The sequence below is a fragment of the Lysobacter dokdonensis DS-58 genome (assembly GCF_000770795.1).
Taxonomy (GTDB): Bacteria; Pseudomonadota; Gammaproteobacteria; order Xanthomonadales; family Xanthomonadaceae; genus Noviluteimonas; species Noviluteimonas dokdonensis.
On the sequence record NZ_JRKJ01000009.1, the window covers coordinates 37,309 to 52,648 of the forward strand.

General features: G+C 69.3%; 15 protein-coding genes and 1 pseudogene. 6 read left to right on the top strand and 10 right to left on the bottom strand.

All coding sequences use genetic code 11. The features are described 5' to 3' along the window. Window positions 1-17 precede the first annotated feature (17 nt). From LF41_RS08650 to aroE, 5 genes are all read left to right on the top strand, one after another. The gene (locus tag LF41_RS08650) at window positions 18-266 is read left to right on the top strand and encodes a hypothetical protein (RefSeq protein ID WP_036168628.1); all 249 of its coding nucleotides are present in this window, start codon (window positions 18-20) and stop codon (window positions 264-266) included. A 333-nt stretch (window positions 267-599) separates the two neighbouring features. Then, entirely contained in the window at window positions 600-944 is a 345-nt protein-coding gene (locus LF41_RS16750) for a hypothetical protein (RefSeq protein ID WP_036168631.1), read from the top strand. Continuing rightward, window positions 937-2,535, top strand: a complete 1,599-nt coding sequence (locus LF41_RS08660; protein WP_036168633.1) for a PA domain-containing protein — start codon at window positions 937-939, stop codon at window positions 2,533-2,535. Before LF41_RS16750 ends, LF41_RS08660 begins: the two co-directional genes overlap by 8 nt. 74 nt (window positions 2,536-2,609) lie before the next feature. Continuing rightward, window positions 2,610-3,599 carry a porphobilinogen synthase gene (gene hemB, locus LF41_RS08665; RefSeq protein WP_036168635.1) on the top strand — a complete coding sequence of 330 codons (990 nt, stop codon included), beginning with the start codon at window positions 2,610-2,612 and terminating at the stop codon, window positions 3,597-3,599. A gap of 130 nt (window positions 3,600-3,729) precedes the next feature. Beyond that, a complete protein-coding gene (gene aroE / locus LF41_RS08670) occupies window positions 3,730-4,575 on the top strand; it encodes a shikimate dehydrogenase (protein WP_425599471.1) in 846 nt (281 codons plus the stop codon). On the opposite strand, the gene LF41_RS08675 is transcribed toward aroE, so the two are convergent. The 8 genes from LF41_RS08675 to LF41_RS08710 all read right to left on the bottom strand — a co-directional run bounded on the left by LF41_RS08675 (window position 4,572) and on the right by LF41_RS08710 (window position 12,364). Continuing rightward, a complete protein-coding gene (locus tag LF41_RS08675) occupies window positions 4,572-5,873 on the bottom strand; it encodes a DUF58 domain-containing protein (protein ID WP_036168639.1) in 1,302 nt (433 codons plus the stop codon). The genes aroE and LF41_RS08675 overlap by 4 nt on opposite strands. Further along, window positions 5,870-6,871, bottom strand: coding sequence for an AAA family ATPase (locus tag LF41_RS08680; RefSeq protein WP_036168761.1), 1,002 nt, complete (start codon window positions 6,869-6,871; stop codon window positions 5,870-5,872). Before LF41_RS08680 ends, LF41_RS08675 begins: the two co-directional genes overlap by 4 nt. Window positions 6,872-6,876: 5 nt before the next feature. Further along, entirely contained in the window at window positions 6,877-8,037 is a 1,161-nt protein-coding gene (locus LF41_RS08685; protein ID WP_152599961.1) for a DUF4350 domain-containing protein, read from the bottom strand. Then, on the bottom strand, window positions 8,034-9,548 hold the full coding sequence (locus LF41_RS08690) for a DUF4129 domain-containing protein (protein ID WP_036168641.1): 1,515 nt from the start codon (window positions 9,546-9,548) through the stop codon (window positions 8,034-8,036). Before LF41_RS08690 ends, LF41_RS08685 begins: the two co-directional genes overlap by 4 nt. After that, complete coding sequence (locus LF41_RS08695) at window positions 9,538-10,536, bottom strand: stage II sporulation protein M (RefSeq protein ID WP_036168643.1); 999 nt, start codon at window positions 10,534-10,536, stop codon at window positions 9,538-9,540. Before LF41_RS08695 ends, LF41_RS08690 begins: the two co-directional genes overlap by 11 nt. Next, entirely contained in the window at window positions 10,533-11,213 is a 681-nt protein-coding gene (locus LF41_RS08700) for an RDD family protein (protein ID WP_036168644.1), read from the bottom strand. The genes LF41_RS08695 and LF41_RS08700 overlap by 4 nt, the downstream gene beginning before the upstream one ends. A gap of 23 nt (window positions 11,214-11,236) precedes the next feature. Beyond that, entirely contained in the window at window positions 11,237-11,752 is a 516-nt protein-coding gene (locus LF41_RS08705; RefSeq protein ID WP_036168646.1) for an RDD family protein, read from the bottom strand. A gap of 72 nt (window positions 11,753-11,824) precedes the next feature. Continuing rightward, entirely contained in the window at window positions 11,825-12,364 is a 540-nt protein-coding gene (locus LF41_RS08710) for a gamma carbonic anhydrase family protein (protein WP_084073505.1), read from the bottom strand. Window positions 12,365-12,402: 38 nt separating this feature from the next. Here LF41_RS08710 and LF41_RS08715 point away from each other — a divergent pair, with 38 nt between their 5' ends. Next, window positions 12,403-13,830 carry a coniferyl aldehyde dehydrogenase gene (locus LF41_RS08715; RefSeq protein ID WP_052116268.1) on the top strand — a complete coding sequence of 476 codons (1,428 nt, stop codon included), beginning with the start codon at window positions 12,403-12,405 and terminating at the stop codon, window positions 13,828-13,830. Window positions 13,831-13,842: 12 nt separating this feature from the next. Here LF41_RS08715 and LF41_RS17200 read toward each other — a convergent pair whose 3' ends face one another. Further along, window positions 13,843-14,352 carry a glutaredoxin gene (locus tag LF41_RS17200; protein ID WP_237577700.1) on the bottom strand — a complete coding sequence of 170 codons (510 nt, stop codon included), beginning with the start codon at window positions 14,350-14,352 and terminating at the stop codon, window positions 13,843-13,845. Continuing rightward, window positions 14,332-15,339, bottom strand: a pseudogene (gene cysK / locus LF41_RS08720) (cysteine synthase A); the annotation flags it as partial. The gene LF41_RS17200 and the pseudogene cysK, both read right to left, overlap by 21 nt. Window position 15,340 lies beyond the last annotated feature (1 nt).

The window sequence follows — 15,340 nt, forward strand, 5'->3', positions numbered from 1 at the left end:
TCCAACGGAGCACAACGATGGGTCTGATCAGCCTGGTGTGGGGCATCGTCGCGATGGTCTTCATGTGCATCGCGCTCATTCCCTTGCTCGGGATCGCGAACTGGCTGGTGATCCCCTTCGCCGCCGTCGGCGCGGTCATCGGCGCGATCGGCGTGATGCTCAGTGGCAGCGGGAAGAACGGCCGCGCGAAGGCCGGCCTGGTCCTCAACGGCATCGTCATCGTGGTCGCGGTCGCGCGGCTGCACCTGGGCGGCGGAATCATTTGATCCGTGTGGTTGCACCGCCTGAATGGGTGAGACGCAGTTCACACTTTGACCGCTCGTCCCTGTAAATCAACCGTTGGTCAGCGCGCAAGCGTTAGGCCCATGTGATGTGCGGCCTACGAGCCGCGCCCTGCCTCATCGGCTCGATGTGAACGCGCGGGGCGCGTGCTGCATTGCGACATGTGGCCGCTCTGCGCACGCGCGCATCCTGCGCTCGGCCGTTCGATCCAGCGACAGCACCGCACGGCCTCCGAGTTTTCGGATTTCGCCACCGGCATCCCGTTCCGCCGGTGGCGCGCCTGTCGCACTTCAGGACGAACGAGAGGGGTCTCCACGATGAAAAAGGCAACCCTGGTGTTGGCCAGCATGGTGCTGGTCGGCGCTACCGCTGCAGCGCACGCAGCGAAACCGCAAGACGATTCGACGCCCGAGCAACGGAGCGCCAAGGCCGAATCGATGAAGGCCAAGCGCCACGCGTTCAAGGCCACGCAACCGCGCACGATGTCGCAGGCCAACGCCACGCAGGTTCGCAAGCCCGGCGGCGCCGTCGCCGTGCGCGTGCCGGAAGAACTGTGGTCCACGATGGCCGTGCAGCGCGATGCGAACGGCAACCTGCGGGTCATCGAGACCGACGGCACCGCGGCCCCCGCCGCCACGACGGAGGGCCTGCCCAATGAATAAGTCCATCCTCTCGCTGGCCGTCGCGATCGGTGTCGCGATGACCGGCATGGCGCACGCCGGCGACATCATCCCGGTGAATTTCGACGACCCGGGCGAGGGCTACAACGACCCGGCTGCGCTGGCGCCCGCCGGCGGCAACCCGGGCACCTCGGTCGGTGAACAGCGCCGCATCGTCGCGCAGTTCGCGGCCGACCTGTGGGGCACCGTGCTCGTGAGCGACGTGCCGGTCTACGTCGGTGCGCAGTTCAATCCGCTGGCGCCGAACGTGCTCGGCTCGGCCGGCGCGACCTTCATCTTCCGCGACTTCGACGGCGCGGCGTTCCCGGGCACGTGGTACAGCGCGGCGCTCGCCGAATCGCTGACCGGCGAGGACCTGACCGAAGGCGAGATCGACATCATTTCGCAGTTCAGCTCGACCTTCGCGTTCTACTACGGCCTCGACGGCAACACGCCCGCCGGGCAACTGAGCTTCCTCGACGTGGTGATGCACGAGTTCGGGCACGGGCTCGGCTTCCAGAACTTCGAGAACGAAGCCACCGGCCAGTTCCAGTCGGGCTTTCCGGATGTGTATTCGCAGTTCACCTTCGACAACTCGACGGGCCAGTTCTGGCCGGCGATGTCGGTCCCGCAACGCCAGGCCTCGGCGATCAACTACGGCAACGTGGTGTTCACCGGTGCGAACGCGAAGACGGGCGCCGCGCTCACGCTCGGCCCGCGCACGGGCTTCCGCGTCACCGCACCCGCGGGCGTGGCCGGGTTCTACGAGTACGGCACCGCCAGCTTCGGCGCGCTGCCCACGCCGGCGAATTTCAGCGGTACCGCGCTGATCGCCACCGACGATTCGAATGCGGCCGGCCCGTCGACGACCGACGGCTGCACGGCGTTCACCAACGCCGGCGCGATCGCCGGGAACATCGCGATCGTCGATCGCGGCGGGTGCGGGTTCGCGGTGAAGGCCGCCAACGCGCAGGCCGCCGGGGCGACCGGGATGATCGTCGCCAACAACGCGCCGGGCAATCCGCCGCCGGGCATGGGCGGCGTCGACCCGACGGTCACGATCCCCTCGATCAGCGTCACGCAGTCCGATGGTGCGTTGCTCAAGGCGAACGTGCCGCTGACGGTGGGCTTCGCGGTGGATCCGTCGCTGCTGCAGGGTGCCGACAACCAGGGCCGTCCGCGCCTGTACATGCCGAACCCGGTCGCGCCGGGCTCGTCGGGCTCGCACTACGACACGGCGCTGTCGCCGAACGCGCTGATGGAACCGGCGATCAACGATTCGCTGAACGCCGCGCTGTTCATCGACAACTCGGCCAACCTGCTGAAGGACACCGGCTGGCGCCTCAACACCGGGACCGCGCAGATCAACGGTTGCAACACGGAAGTGAAGGTCATCACCGACGCGGGCGTCATCACCGGCGCGAACGTCGTGGCGACCAGCAACCTGATCGCACGCACCTCGGCGAACAAGGACCAGTACATGGCCCGCATGGAGACCTATCGCGACGGCCTGCTCGCCGCGGGGCTGATCTCCGGTCGCCAGGGCGGCAAGATCATGTCCTGCGCCGCGAAGATCGGGAAAGCGCCCAAGTAAGCGCAACGCCGCGTTCCACCCCGGCCGGCGCCTTCGGGCGCCGGCTGTTTTTCGGGGGCGTATCATGCGCGCCCATGACCTATCCCTTCGTCCGCCCGCGGCGCATGCGTCGCGACGAGTTCTCGCGGCGCCTGATGCGCGAGCATGTCCTCACCACGGACGACCTGATCTACCCGGTCTTCGTGCACGAGTTGAAGGGCCGCGCGGCGGTCGCCTCGATGCCGGGCGTCGAACGCGTCTCGATCGACGAGCTGCTGCGCGTCGCCGAGCAGGCGCACACGCTGCGCATTCCCGCACTCGCCCTGTTCCCCGTCACCGCGCCCGAAGCGAAGTCGCTCACCGCCGAAGCGTCGTGGTACGACGACGGCCTCGTGCAACGCGCCGTGCGCGCGTTGAAGGAACGCTTCCCGGAACTGGGCGTCATCACCGATGTCGCGCTCGATCCCTACACCTCGCACGGCCAGGACGGGTTGATCGACGACAGCGGTTACGTCGTCAACGACGACACGGTCGAAGCCCTGGTGAAGCAGGCGCTGTCGCACGCGCGCGCCGGCGCGGACATCGTGGCGCCGTCGGACATGATGGACGGGCGCATCGGCGCGATCCGCGGCGCGTTCGAAATGGACGGGCACCTCCACACGCGCATCCTGGCTTACAGCGCGAAGTACGCCTCGAGCTTCTACGGCCCGTTCCGCGACGCGGTCGGTTCGGCCGGCGCGCTCGGCAAGGGCAACAAGTTCACCTACCAGATGGACCCGGCCAATTCGGACGAAGCGCTGCGCGAAGTCGCGCTCGACCTGGACGAAGGCGCCGACATGGTGATGGTCAAGCCGGGCCTGCCGTACCTGGACATCGTGCGGCGGGTGAAGGACGAGTTCGGCGTGCCGACCTTCGTCTACCAGGTGAGCGGCGAGTACGCGATGTTGCGCGCGGCCATCGCCAATGGCTGGTTGGACGAGCGCGGCTGCGTGCTGGAAGCCCTCACCTCCATCAAGCGCGCGGGCGCCGATGGCGTGCTGACGTACTTCGCGCTCGACGCCGCCCGCTGGCTGCGCGAGGCTTGATGAACACGCCGCCTAGATGCGGCGTGTGAGACCCTCGCCACACGTGGCCAAGTCTGGCCGCGCGCCGGGCGGGCTCCCGTTGAACGGAACAGCCCACCCGGCCAGGCGGGGCGCCGACTCGAGGGAATCCGTGATGAGCAAGCACTTCGCGGTGTTCGGCCACCCGGTCGCGCACTCGCTGTCCCCGAAGATCCATGCGGCCTTCGGCCGCCAGACCGGCATCCCGGTCGACTACCGCGCCATCGACGCCGAGCCCGGCCAGTTCACCCATGCGCTCTCCGACTTCATCGCAATGGGCGGCGTCGGCGCGAACGTGACACTGCCGCTCAAGCAAGTGGCCTTCACCCTCTGCGACGACCTCACCGAACGCGCGCGGCGCGCGGGCGCGGTCAACACGCTCGTGCGCAACGGCGATACCTGGCACGGCGACAACACCGACGGCGCGGGGCTGGTCCGCGACCTCACCGATCGGCATGCGCTCGACCTGCGTTCGCGGCGCACGTTGCTGCTCGGCGCAGGCGGAGGCGCGCGCGGCGTGGCGCCGGCCTTGCTCGATGCGGGGATCGGCGACCTGTACATCGTCAACCGCACGGCGCAGCGCAGCGACGCGCTCGCCGACGCGCTCGGCGAACCGGGCCGCGTGCATCCGCGCTATCTCAACGACCTGCTCTCGCTCGGCGAGTTCGACCTGATCGTCAATGCGACGTCCGCGGCGCGCGACGGCCAGATGCCGCAACTGCCGCGCAGCATCGTCGGCCCGCGGTGCGCGGCCGTCGACCTGAATTACGGCGAGGCGGCGATCCCGTTCCTCGCGTGGGCGCGGGCGGCCGGGTGCCGCGATGTCGTCGATGGCCTGGGCATGCTGGTCGAGCAGGCGGCGGAGAGTTTCGCGCGCTGGCACGGCGTGCGGCCGGAAACCGACGCGGTGTACGAGATGCTGCGCTCGCACCACGACGCGCTGGTGACGGCCGACTAGAGCGCGCCGTCCCGCTTGATCGCCAGGTAGCGCTCGACGAGCGCACCGGGCAACTGTTCGCATGTCACGTCCAGCACCTGCACGTGCTGGCTGCGCAATGCATCGTGCGCGGCCTTGCGCTGTTCGAGATAGCGCGCGACGGCGGCGGCGCGCACCGCGCCCTGCAGGTCGTCGGTCGTCGATTCCAGCGCGGCGTCGAGCGCTTCCTCGCGCAGGCTTGCGACGACGACGCGATGCCGTCGTTGCAACATGCGTACCGCCGCGAGCAGATCATCGATGTCCTCGTCGCGCAGGTTGGTCACCAGCATCACCAGCCCGCGGCGCGATTGGCGCGTGGCGAGTTCCGATGCGGCGGCCAGGTAATCGGTGGCCACCGGGCGCGGCTGCACGTCGTAGGTCGCCTGCAAGAGCGTGTCGATCGCGCCCATGCCGCGTTGCGGCGCGACGAAGCGCTGGTCGCCGCCGGTCGCGAGCAGGCCGACCGCGTCGCCCTGGCGCAGCGCGACGTAGGACACGACGAGCGCGGCGTCGAGCACGCGGTCGAAGTGCGTGAGTTCGCCGTCGCGCGCGAGCATGCGGCGGCCGGTGTCCATCACCACGATGAGCTGCTGGTTGCGCTCATCCTGGTATTCGCGCGAGATCAGGCGGCGCATGCGCGAGGTCGCCTTCCAGTCCACCTGGCGCAGGCTGTCGCCGACGCGGTAATCACGCATCTGGTGGAAGTCGGTGCCTTCGCCGCGGCGGCGCTTGATGTGCGCGCCCATCAGGCGCGAGGCCTGCTCGGCGCTCAGCAACGCCAGGCGCGTGAGCGGCGCGAAGTTCGGGAACACGCGCACCGAACGCGCGGTGCCCGCGACCAACGCGCGGCGCCACAGGCGCCACGGCGAATGCAAACGCACGTGCACGCCATCGAAGGCGTGGTCGCCGCGTTCGATCGGCTTGATCGTGTAGCCGAACGTCGCGCTCGTGCCCGGTTGCAGGTCCAGCGTGCGCGGCAGGCCGGTCGTGGCCCATGCACCCGGATGCAGGTCGTGCACGTCCAGGCGCAACGGCGCAGCGCCACCGTCGATCTGCAATTGCACTTCGCGTTCCACGCCGAGCGGCAGCGCATCGGGGATGTGCCGCACGATGTCGGGCACGGCGCGGCGGCGCAAGCGCCATGCATCGATCGCGAGCACGATGAACAACGCAACGCCCACCAGCGTCCACGCCGACGCCGGCAGGAGCGACGCACTCACCAGTGCGCCGACGAGCGCCCAGGCGAAGAGCGCCCACAGCAGGGGCGGTGCGGGCCTCACTGGCGCGGCGCTTCCACCTTGGCGAGCAGCGCGTGCAGCACGTCGTCCGGCGACTGGCCTTCGATCTGCAGTTCCGGCGCGAGCGCGATGCGATGGCGCAAGGCGGGTTTCGCGATTTCGCGGATGTCGTCGGGCGTGACGAAATCGCGGCCGGCGAGCACGGCCTGCGCGCGCGCGGTGCGCACCAGCGCGATGCTGCCGCGCGGGCCGGCGCCGAGCGCGATGCCCGGCCATTTGCGTGTCGCGGCGACCACGCGCACGACGTAATCGATCACCGCCGCATCCACGCGCACCGCGGCGGTACCCAGTTGCAGGCGGACGATGTCGCCGTCGGCCAGCACGCGCTGCACGCTGGCCAGGTCGAAGTCGGCGGCCATGCGCCCCTCGCTCACGGCGGCGACCATGCGCTTTTCGTCGGCCAGGCTCGGGTAGCCGATCAGCAGTTTCAGCAGGAAGCGATCGAGCTGCGCTTCGGGCAGCGGATACGTGCCTTCCAGCTCCAGCGGGTTCTGCGTGGCCAGTGTCATGAACGGCGGCGCGAGCGGGAAACTCTGGCCTTCGATGGTGACCTGTTGTTCCTGCATCGCTTCGAGCAGCGCCGACTGCGTCTTCGCCGGCGCGCGATTGATTTCGTCGGCGAGCAGCAGGTTGGTGAACACCGGGCCGCGGCGCACCTGGAAGCGTTCGGTCTTCGGGTCGTAGACCGCGTGGCCGCTGATGTCGCTCGGCATCAGGTCCGGCGTGAACTGCACGCGCGCGTGATTGCAGCCGAGCGCCTGCGCCAGTGCGCGCACGAGCAGCGTCTTGCCCAGGCCCGGCACGCCTTCGAGCAGCACGTGCCCGCCGGCCAGCAACGCGACGATCACCTGGTCGAGCACGGCGTCCTGGCCGATGAAGGCCTTGGCGACTTCATCGCGGATGGCGGCGGCCTGCGCGACGAGTGCCTCGCCGGTGATCGCGTTGGAAGGAACAACCGGCGCGGAAGCCGGCGTGGCGATGTCGTTCATGTGTGTCGTCCCAGGGCAATGAGGCGGGCGATGCGGTAACGGAAATCCTTGGCGTCGAACGGCCGCGGCGAGCGCAGCGCGTCGGCGATGTCGGCGGCGGGCAGGCCGGTGCGCTTGGCGAGCACTTCGGCCTGGACGTCGCCTTCGAGTGCGGCGGCGACGGCGTCCTTGCGTCGCAACTTCGCGAGGACGTGCGCACGCAATGCCGCATGCAGCAGGTGCGCTCGGCCGTAGCGATACAGATGGTCGCCGGTGGCCTGCACGTGTTCGAGCAGCGAGCGGCGCGCTTCGGGCGGCGCGGGCAACCGCGGGCCGAAGCGCTGCATGCGCATCCACAGCCAGGCGGCGACGGCCAGCGCGAGCGCGAGCAACGCCTGCCAGGCGTATTCGGCCATCAGGCGCCACAACGGCGGCATCTGCGATGCGTAGACCAGGTGGAACGTGCCGCGGCCCCAGTTCGGTTGCAGCAACTGACGCACGAGCGCGGCGTTGTAGTCGCGGCGCAGGCCCGCGTTGCGCGCCGGATCGAGCGTGGCGACCACGTCGATCGTGCCGGCGCCGTGGCGGAAACGCGCGAAGGCGTAGCCTTCCTTGTCGCCCCACTCGATCGTCGGCTCGGCGTCCTCGTACAGCGCGAAGCGGTCGTCGCACAGCAGGCCGCGTTCGAAGATGCCTTGCAGCGCTTCCATCGGATCCGCGCCTTCGGGCACGTCGCGCTTGGCCGTCATCTGCATGCAGACATCGTCGATGAACGCGTGCTTGCCGACGCCGAAGCCTTCGAGCAGTGGAACGTCCGCGTCATCGTCGAGCAGCGCGACGGGCGGCTGCACCACCAGGTGCCCGCCGCGTGCGACATGCGCGCGCAACGCATCGGATTCGCGGCGCGACAGGCGCGCGGGGTCGGCGAGCATCAGCACCGTGTCGCCGGCCTGCAGCGGATGCTTGTCGTCGAACAGGTACGGACGCGAATGCACGCGCTGCCTGTCGTTGACCAGCGCGATCTTCAGCGCGTACAGCGGGTTGTAGACCGCCTCGCCCTTCGGCGGTAGCGGGATGTCGACGGTCTTGCGCTCGAACGCGTAGACCGCCCACGCGATGAGCAGGCCGATGGCCGTCGCGGCGACCAGGCCGATCGCGATGCCCTTGCCGCGCGTCATGCCGTCCACCCGAATCGCGACGAGGCCAGGCAGAGCAGCGATTCGAATTCCGCCGCCGCGGGCATGCGGTCGGCGTAGGCGGCGTACTGCCAGGTGCGCACCACGCGCGCGAACGCGTCGCGGTCGTCGGCCGCGCCCAACGCGCGCGAGGCGCGGAGGCATTCGGCTTCTGTCGCGCCGGGAACGAGCGTCGCACCGGTGCGCGCCACCATCGCCTCCACGCTCGCGCGATACAGCAGCGCCAGCGCGCGACGCGCGCGTCCTTCGGCCCACAACGCGCGCGCGGCGGCGACGACGTCGTCGGGCAGGTCTTCGGCGTGGTCGATCGGCGCGGTCTCGATCGGCGAGGGTTCGACATAGCGGCGCGGCACCGCCGAACGCAGCCACGGCCACCACGACTTGAACGTCGTCACCAGGAGGACGACCAGCAGGCCGACGACGATCCACAGGCCGTACTTCACGATCCCGCCGATCAGGGCAACGATGAATTTGGCGACGGGGCCTGCGTCGACATCCGGCGGCTTCTTCAGTTTCAGGTCGCGCGGCACCCACATCGTGCGGCGCTCGGAGGGATGCAGCAGCGGATCGGTCTTCGTCGCATCGACCGCTTTTTCGAAGCGCGCCGGATCCACGTACGCATCGCCCATGGTCTCGCGCAGCGTGGGCACGTCGTTCGCGGCCGGTGCGGCCTCCGCCGCGATCGCATCGCGGCCGGGCGACAACACCAGGCCCAGCGCGAGGAACGCGACGAGCAACGTGCCGCCGAGGCGTTCGCGCAACCGGCGGAAGGCGAGTTCGACGTCCCACGCTTCCAGCTGCGTGCGGCGGTTGAGATACAACCCGAAGCCCGCGCCGACGTAGAACGGCTCGAGTACCGTCGAGGCGATGTAATACAACGCCGAGTACAGGACGTTGACCCAGTGCGTTTGCGCGATGTACGCCTTGCCGAAGCGCTCGCCCAGCTCCGGCCACGCTTCGATCGGCACGAGCAACAGCGGCACCATGGCGATGGCGCCGAAGATGAAGGCCGCTTCGAAATGCACGAAGACCACGGTCAGCCACGAGGCGACGCCGCGCGCCGACCCGCCGATGACGTTGCGGCGCTTGTGTTTGTCCTTGCCGCCTTCGAGCAGGTCGACCGGCATGTAGAGCGAGCGATAGAAGCCCAGCCGGCGCCAGGTCAGGTAGTGCAGCATCCAGCCCCAGCCCCACGTGCGCTGCGCGGCGAGCGTCTCGCGCGCCGGCGGCACGGCGCCGAACACCGCGCGCGAAAGGACGTACAGCGGCACGCGGTCGAACACCGGCTTGAGCCACCAGTACGCGAGCAGCGCCCACGGCAGCACGCCGAACCACGCGAACGCCGCGTGGATCGCGAGGAACACCGACAGGGTGACCAGGACGTACGGAATCCAGATCGCACGCGCATGCGTGCGCACCAGCGCGGTGCCGAGTTCGGCGGCTTCCCACGACGAGCGCGGGCGCAGTTCGACGGAGATCCGGTCAATCCGCATCGGGCAGGCCCCGGCCGCCGAAGGCGAGCCATGCGAACACCATCGCCCACAACACGCCGGCGACCGAATACATCAGCGTCGCCGGCAGCGTGGCCATCGACGACCAGAACGCTTCGAGGAACGCGGCGATCACCAACATCAGCGCCACGCCCATCGCGATGCGGGCACCGCGCTTGCCGCCCTCGACGAGCGCGTCGATGCGGCGCCGGCGCCCGGGCGCGATGACGTCGAGCCCGAGCCGCAGGCCCGCGCCGCCGGCGATCACGATGGCGGTGAGTTCGAAACTGCCGTGGCCCACGACGAAGCGCCACAGGTACGGGCCGAGGCCGACGTTCTGCAGGTGCCCGGCGATCGCGCCGAAGAACACGCCGTTGAACACCTCCATGAAGAGGCTGCCGACGCCGGCGAACAGGCCGATCGCGAACGTGCGCAGCCCGATGGAGACGTTGTTGAGGATGTAGAACCCGAACATGCCGATGTCAGTGCCCGATTCGCGCCCGATCTTGCCGGTGGCTTCGGCGGACGAATACATCGTTTCGACTTCGGCGAGCTGGTGCTGGCCGACCACGCTCGCGGCCAGTTCGGGATGCAGGCGCACGAGCACGAACATGCCCACCAGCGGCACCGCGAAACTCAGCAGGGCGACGAGCATGCAGCCCCATTCGGCGCGCACCAGGCGCGGGAATTCGGCCAGGAAGAAACGCGGGATCCGCGACCACTGCGGTGGCGGCGCGCGATACAGCGCCGTGTGCCCGCGCTGCATCAATTGCTGCAGGCGATCGACCACCGTCGGGCTGTAGTTGCGCCGGCGCGCGAGGCCGAGCTGCTGGCACAAACGGCGATACGCATGCGGTGCGTCTTCGTCGGGCAAGCCTTTCCACGTGCGGTCGCCGCGCGCCCTGCGCGGGCTGTCCGCACGCGCATCGAGCCAGGCTTCGAAGACCACCCATTCCGCGCCGTGGCGCGCGACGAACTGCTCCTGCCTCATCGACGCCCCAGCAACCAGTTCGCGATGCCGGCCAGGCGACGCACGCCGAGATCGCCGCGCGCGCCGGTGGCGACGTCCGCGATGTCGGCGAGTTCGCGCTGGCGTTCGGGCGTCAGGCGCGGCGCGCGTTCGGCGAAGGCGATGACGGCGGTCTGTTCGGCCGGACGCAGCGGCACCGCCGGCACGTGCGCTTCCACCGGCACGAGTTCGGGACGCGCGCGCTGGGTGTCGACATGCACGACGACGGTGCGCGCGACCATGTCGCCCAGGCGACGGCCGTGCGGATCGGTGAGGCTGGACACGAGCCCCACCGTGTACGCGAACGGCAGCATGTCCACCGTCCGCAACAGATTGCGCACGACGGCCGCGAGCCAGCCGACGGGCGCGCCGTCGGCGGAGACCACGCGCAGGTCCATCACGCGCTTGCCCGGCGTCTGACCGTTGAAGGCGCCTTCGCACACGATCGGATAGGCCCACATCAGGCCGAACACCACGATCGCGTACAGGCCGGAGCCGGCCTGCTGCAATGCGACCAGCACGGTGCCGGCCGCGATCGCGATGCCGCACCGGATCACGAGGTCCAGCGCCCAGGCCAGCGCGCGCGGCACGGGTCCTGCGGTGGGCAGGCGCAATGCCACGCCTTCGGGCGTGTGGACTTCGCGGACGGTGTCGAGCATCGCGTCGGACTGCGACGCGGCGATCAGACGTCGACGACGATCGTGTCGGCGATCTTGTCGTGCAGCGTGCGGCGGTCGTCGGCAAAGATGAAGAGCGGATCGGCGAGGCTGAACAACGGGCCGACCAGCGGGATCGCACCGATGAGGCCCGGGACGAACTGGCGCAGCGCGATGATGCGGCCCAGGCCCGCGCGCGTGCCGTCGGTGCGCACGATGCGGATGCCCAGCCAGCGCTTGCCGATCGTCTGGCCGTACTTGTACAGCAGCATGATGTTGACGACGAACAGGGCGAGCACGCCGATGCCGCCGATCGAGAAGCCGACGATCATGCCCGTGTCCTTGCCGACCGAGTCGGACACCAGCGAGGCCGGAATCATGACCACGATCACCAGGACGGCGACGAGCAGCGCGTCGAGCAGGATCGCGCCCAGGCGCTTGCCGCGCGAGGCGAGCACCATGTCGTTGACGGTGTTGTTGTCGTATTGCTGGATGTGCGCGCTCGGCGCGGCGTACGGATTGACGCCGTTGGTGTCTTGCATGCGTTTTCCCCTTCGTGCGATGTGGCCAATTTCCCCGCCGCTACTTTGGACTGGCGCGGCGCGCGCCGCAACTCAGGGGACTTGCGCGAGGTACTGGTCCTTCAGGCGCACGTAGTGGCCGGCGGAGTAGTAAAGCGCCTCGATTTCCGCATCCGACAGCATCCGCACGCGTTTTGCGGGGTTGCCGAGCCACAACTCGCCGCTGCCCACGACCTTGCCCGGTGCAATGAGCGCACCGGCGCCGACGAAGCCATGCTTCTCGATGACCGCGCCGTCGAGCACGATCGCCCCCATGCCGATCAGCACCGCGTCCTCGATGCGGCACGCGTGCACGATCGCCTTGTGACCGATGGTCACGTCGCTCCCGATAACGGTCGCGAAGCCACCGAGCTTCGCGTGCGGGCCATCGTGGCTCACGTGCACGACGGTGCCGTCCTGCAGGTTGGTGCGCGCACCGATGCGGATGAAGTTGACGTCGCCGCGCACGACGGTGCCGGGCCAGAGCGACGCGTCGTCGCCCAGCACGACATCGCCGATGACGGAGGCTGCAGGGTCGACGTACACGCGCTCGCCCAGGACGGGCAGGTGGCCGGAATAAGGACGGATAGACATGCCGGCATTGTAAGGACTGCTGCGCATACACTGCCCCCATGAACGAGATGAATGCCGCGCCGCAGGCCTCCGCGGAGCTCGGGTCGGTGCTGGAACGGCTCCGCGACGCCTGGCGTGCGAACAAGCCGACCCTCGCGCAACGCCGCGACGACCTGGGCCGCTTGCGCCACGCGCTCTCGCGCCGGCTGGACGCGATGGACGCGGCGATCCGCGCCGACTTCGGCCACCGCTCGCCCCACGAAAACCTCATTTCCGAGGCGATGGTGACCCTCGCCGAGATCGACCTGGCGCGCGCGAAGCTGCGCCGCTGGGCGAAGCCGCGGCGCGTGGGCGTGGGCTGGAAGTTCTGGCCGGCGCGCGCGGAATTGCGGCCGGTCCCCGTCGGCGTGGTCGGCATCATCAGCCCGTGGAACTACCCGGTGAACCTGGCGCTGGTGCCGCTGGTGTCGGCGATCGCGGCGGGCAACCACGTGTACCTCAAGCCATCGGAACACACGCCGCGCACCAGCGAATTCCTGCGCGAATTGCTCGCGGAGGTCTTCCCGGAAGATCGCGTCGCCGTCGCGATCGGCGGCGCGGACGTCGGCGCTGCGTTCTCCGCGTTGCCGTTCGACCATCTGCTGTTCACCGGTTCGACCGCGGTCGGCCGCAAGGTGATGGCCGCGGCGGCGCCGAACCTCACGCCGGTGACGCTGGAACTCGGCGGCAAGGCGCCGGCGGTGGTCGCGCCGGATTTCCCGTTGGCACTGGCGGCCGCGCGTATCGCGAGCGGCAAGTGGTTCAACGCCGGGCAAACGTGCATCGGCGTGGATTACGCGTTGGTGGATGCGGCGCGGCGCGATGGCTTCGTCGAGGCGTTGCGCACGCAGGTCGTCGCGCGGTTCGGCGATCTGTCGGATGCCTCGCACTACACGCGCATCATCAATGCATCGCAGTTCGACCGGTTGCAGGGCTTGCTGGCCGATGCGCGCGCGCGGGGCGCGACGGTGCTGCCGCTGGTGGATGTCGCCGCGGATCGCAGTCACGCGCAACGCCTGCTGCCGCCGACGCTGGTGCTCGACGCGCCCGACGACAGCGACCTGATGCGCCACGAGATCTTCGGTCCGATCCTGCCGGTGAAGACCTACGCCCGCCTGGACGATGCGTTGTCGTACATCGGAACGCACGATCGGCCGCTCGCCCTCTATCCGTTCTCCAACGATCGCACGACGGTCGAGCGCATCGTCGATGCGACGCTGGCGGGCGGCGTCGCCGTCAACGACACGCTGATGCATTTCGCCGTCGACGCACTGCCCTTCGGCGGCATCGGCCCGAGCGGGATGGGCGCCATCCACGGGCGCGCGGGGTTCGAGACCTTCAGCAAGTTGCTGCCGATCTTCCGGCAATCGCGCTGGGCGGCGACCGATCTGCTGCGGCCGCCGTACGCGGGTTTCGTCGATCGGCTGGTGCGCTTCCTCGCGCGTTAGGCGCGCGTCGCATCAGGCCGGTTCGCGCGGGTGCACCCAGTTCGGGAGCAGCGTGTAGGGATCGAGCGCGATGCCCTTGTCGTAACGCACGCCCGCCGCATCCAGGCGCCGCTGCATCTCGCCGCTGCGCATCGCGTCGAACAACTCCGTGCAGCCGCCGATGCGTTGCCCGCCGATGAAGATCTGCGGGATCGTCGGCGCATGGTGCGCGCGCAGCACGGCGCGGATCTTCACGCCGAGGTCGCCCTTCTGGAATTCGACGGAATCCAGGTCGACGCTTTCGTATTCGATGCCCAGGCGCGCGAGCAGCTTGCGCACGGCCCAGCAGAACTCGCACCACTCCAGCGCGAACAACACCACGGGCTTGCCGCCGATCACCTGGGCGACGAACGCCTCTGCGCGCGCGTCCAGTGCTTCGGTCGCAGGGGCTGGCGTGACGGGCACCGCGCACGCCGCCGCCTTGGGCGGATCGAATCGGCAACCCGGCGTCGAACGCGAAATCGCGATCTCGTCGTCGTCCATCGTTTCGCGGATGTGTTCGAACAACGGCGTCGACATGTAACGCTCGCCGGTGTCGGGCAGCATGCAGACGATGTTGGTGCCCGGCGCGCTGCGTTGCGCGACCTGCAGCGCGGCGGCGAGCGTCGCGCCGCTCGACGGGCCGGCGAGGATGCCTTCGCGGGTCGCGAGTTCGCGCGCCAGGCGCAACGCGTCGGCGCCGGCGATCGGCACGATTTCGTCGATCAGTTGTTCGTCGCGCGCAGTCTGCGTCAGGCGCGGGATGAAGTCCGGCGTCCATCCCTGGATCAGGTGCGGCTGGAAATGCGGATGGCTGCGGCTGGGGCGGCCGTCGGCCTCGCGCGCTTGCGGAATGCCGCTGGCGAGGATCGGCGCGTTGTCCGGTTCGGCGACGACGATGCGGATGCGCGGGTCGGTGGCCTTCAGCACGCGGCCCACGCCGAGCAGCGTGCCGCCCGTGCCGGTGCCGGTGACGAAGCATTGCAACGTGCCGTCCGGGAAATCGGCGAGGATCTCGCGCGCCGTCGTGCGCATGTGCACTTCGGCGTTCGCCGGATTCTCGAACTGGCGGCATAGATACCAGCCGTGCGCCTGCGCGAGTTCGACCGCCTTGGCCAACATCCCCGAGCCTTTTTCCGCAGCCGGCGTCAGTACGACCTTCGCGCCGAGGAAGCGCAGCAATTTCCGACGCTCGATGCTGAAGTTCTCCGCCATCACGACGACCAGCGGATACCCCTTGCGCGCGCACACCATCGCCAGGCCGATACCGGTGTTGCCGCTGGTGGCCTCGACCACGGTCTGTCCCGGTTGCAGCGTCCCGTCGCGCTCGGCGGCCTCGATCACCGCGCGGGCCATGCGGTCCTTGACCGAGCCCAGCGGATTGAAGGATTCGAGCTTGGCGAACACGTTCACGCCGGGCGGCGCGAGCGTGCCCAGGCGGACGAGGGGCGTGTTCCCGATCGTGTCGAGTATCGTGTCGTACTTCGCCATG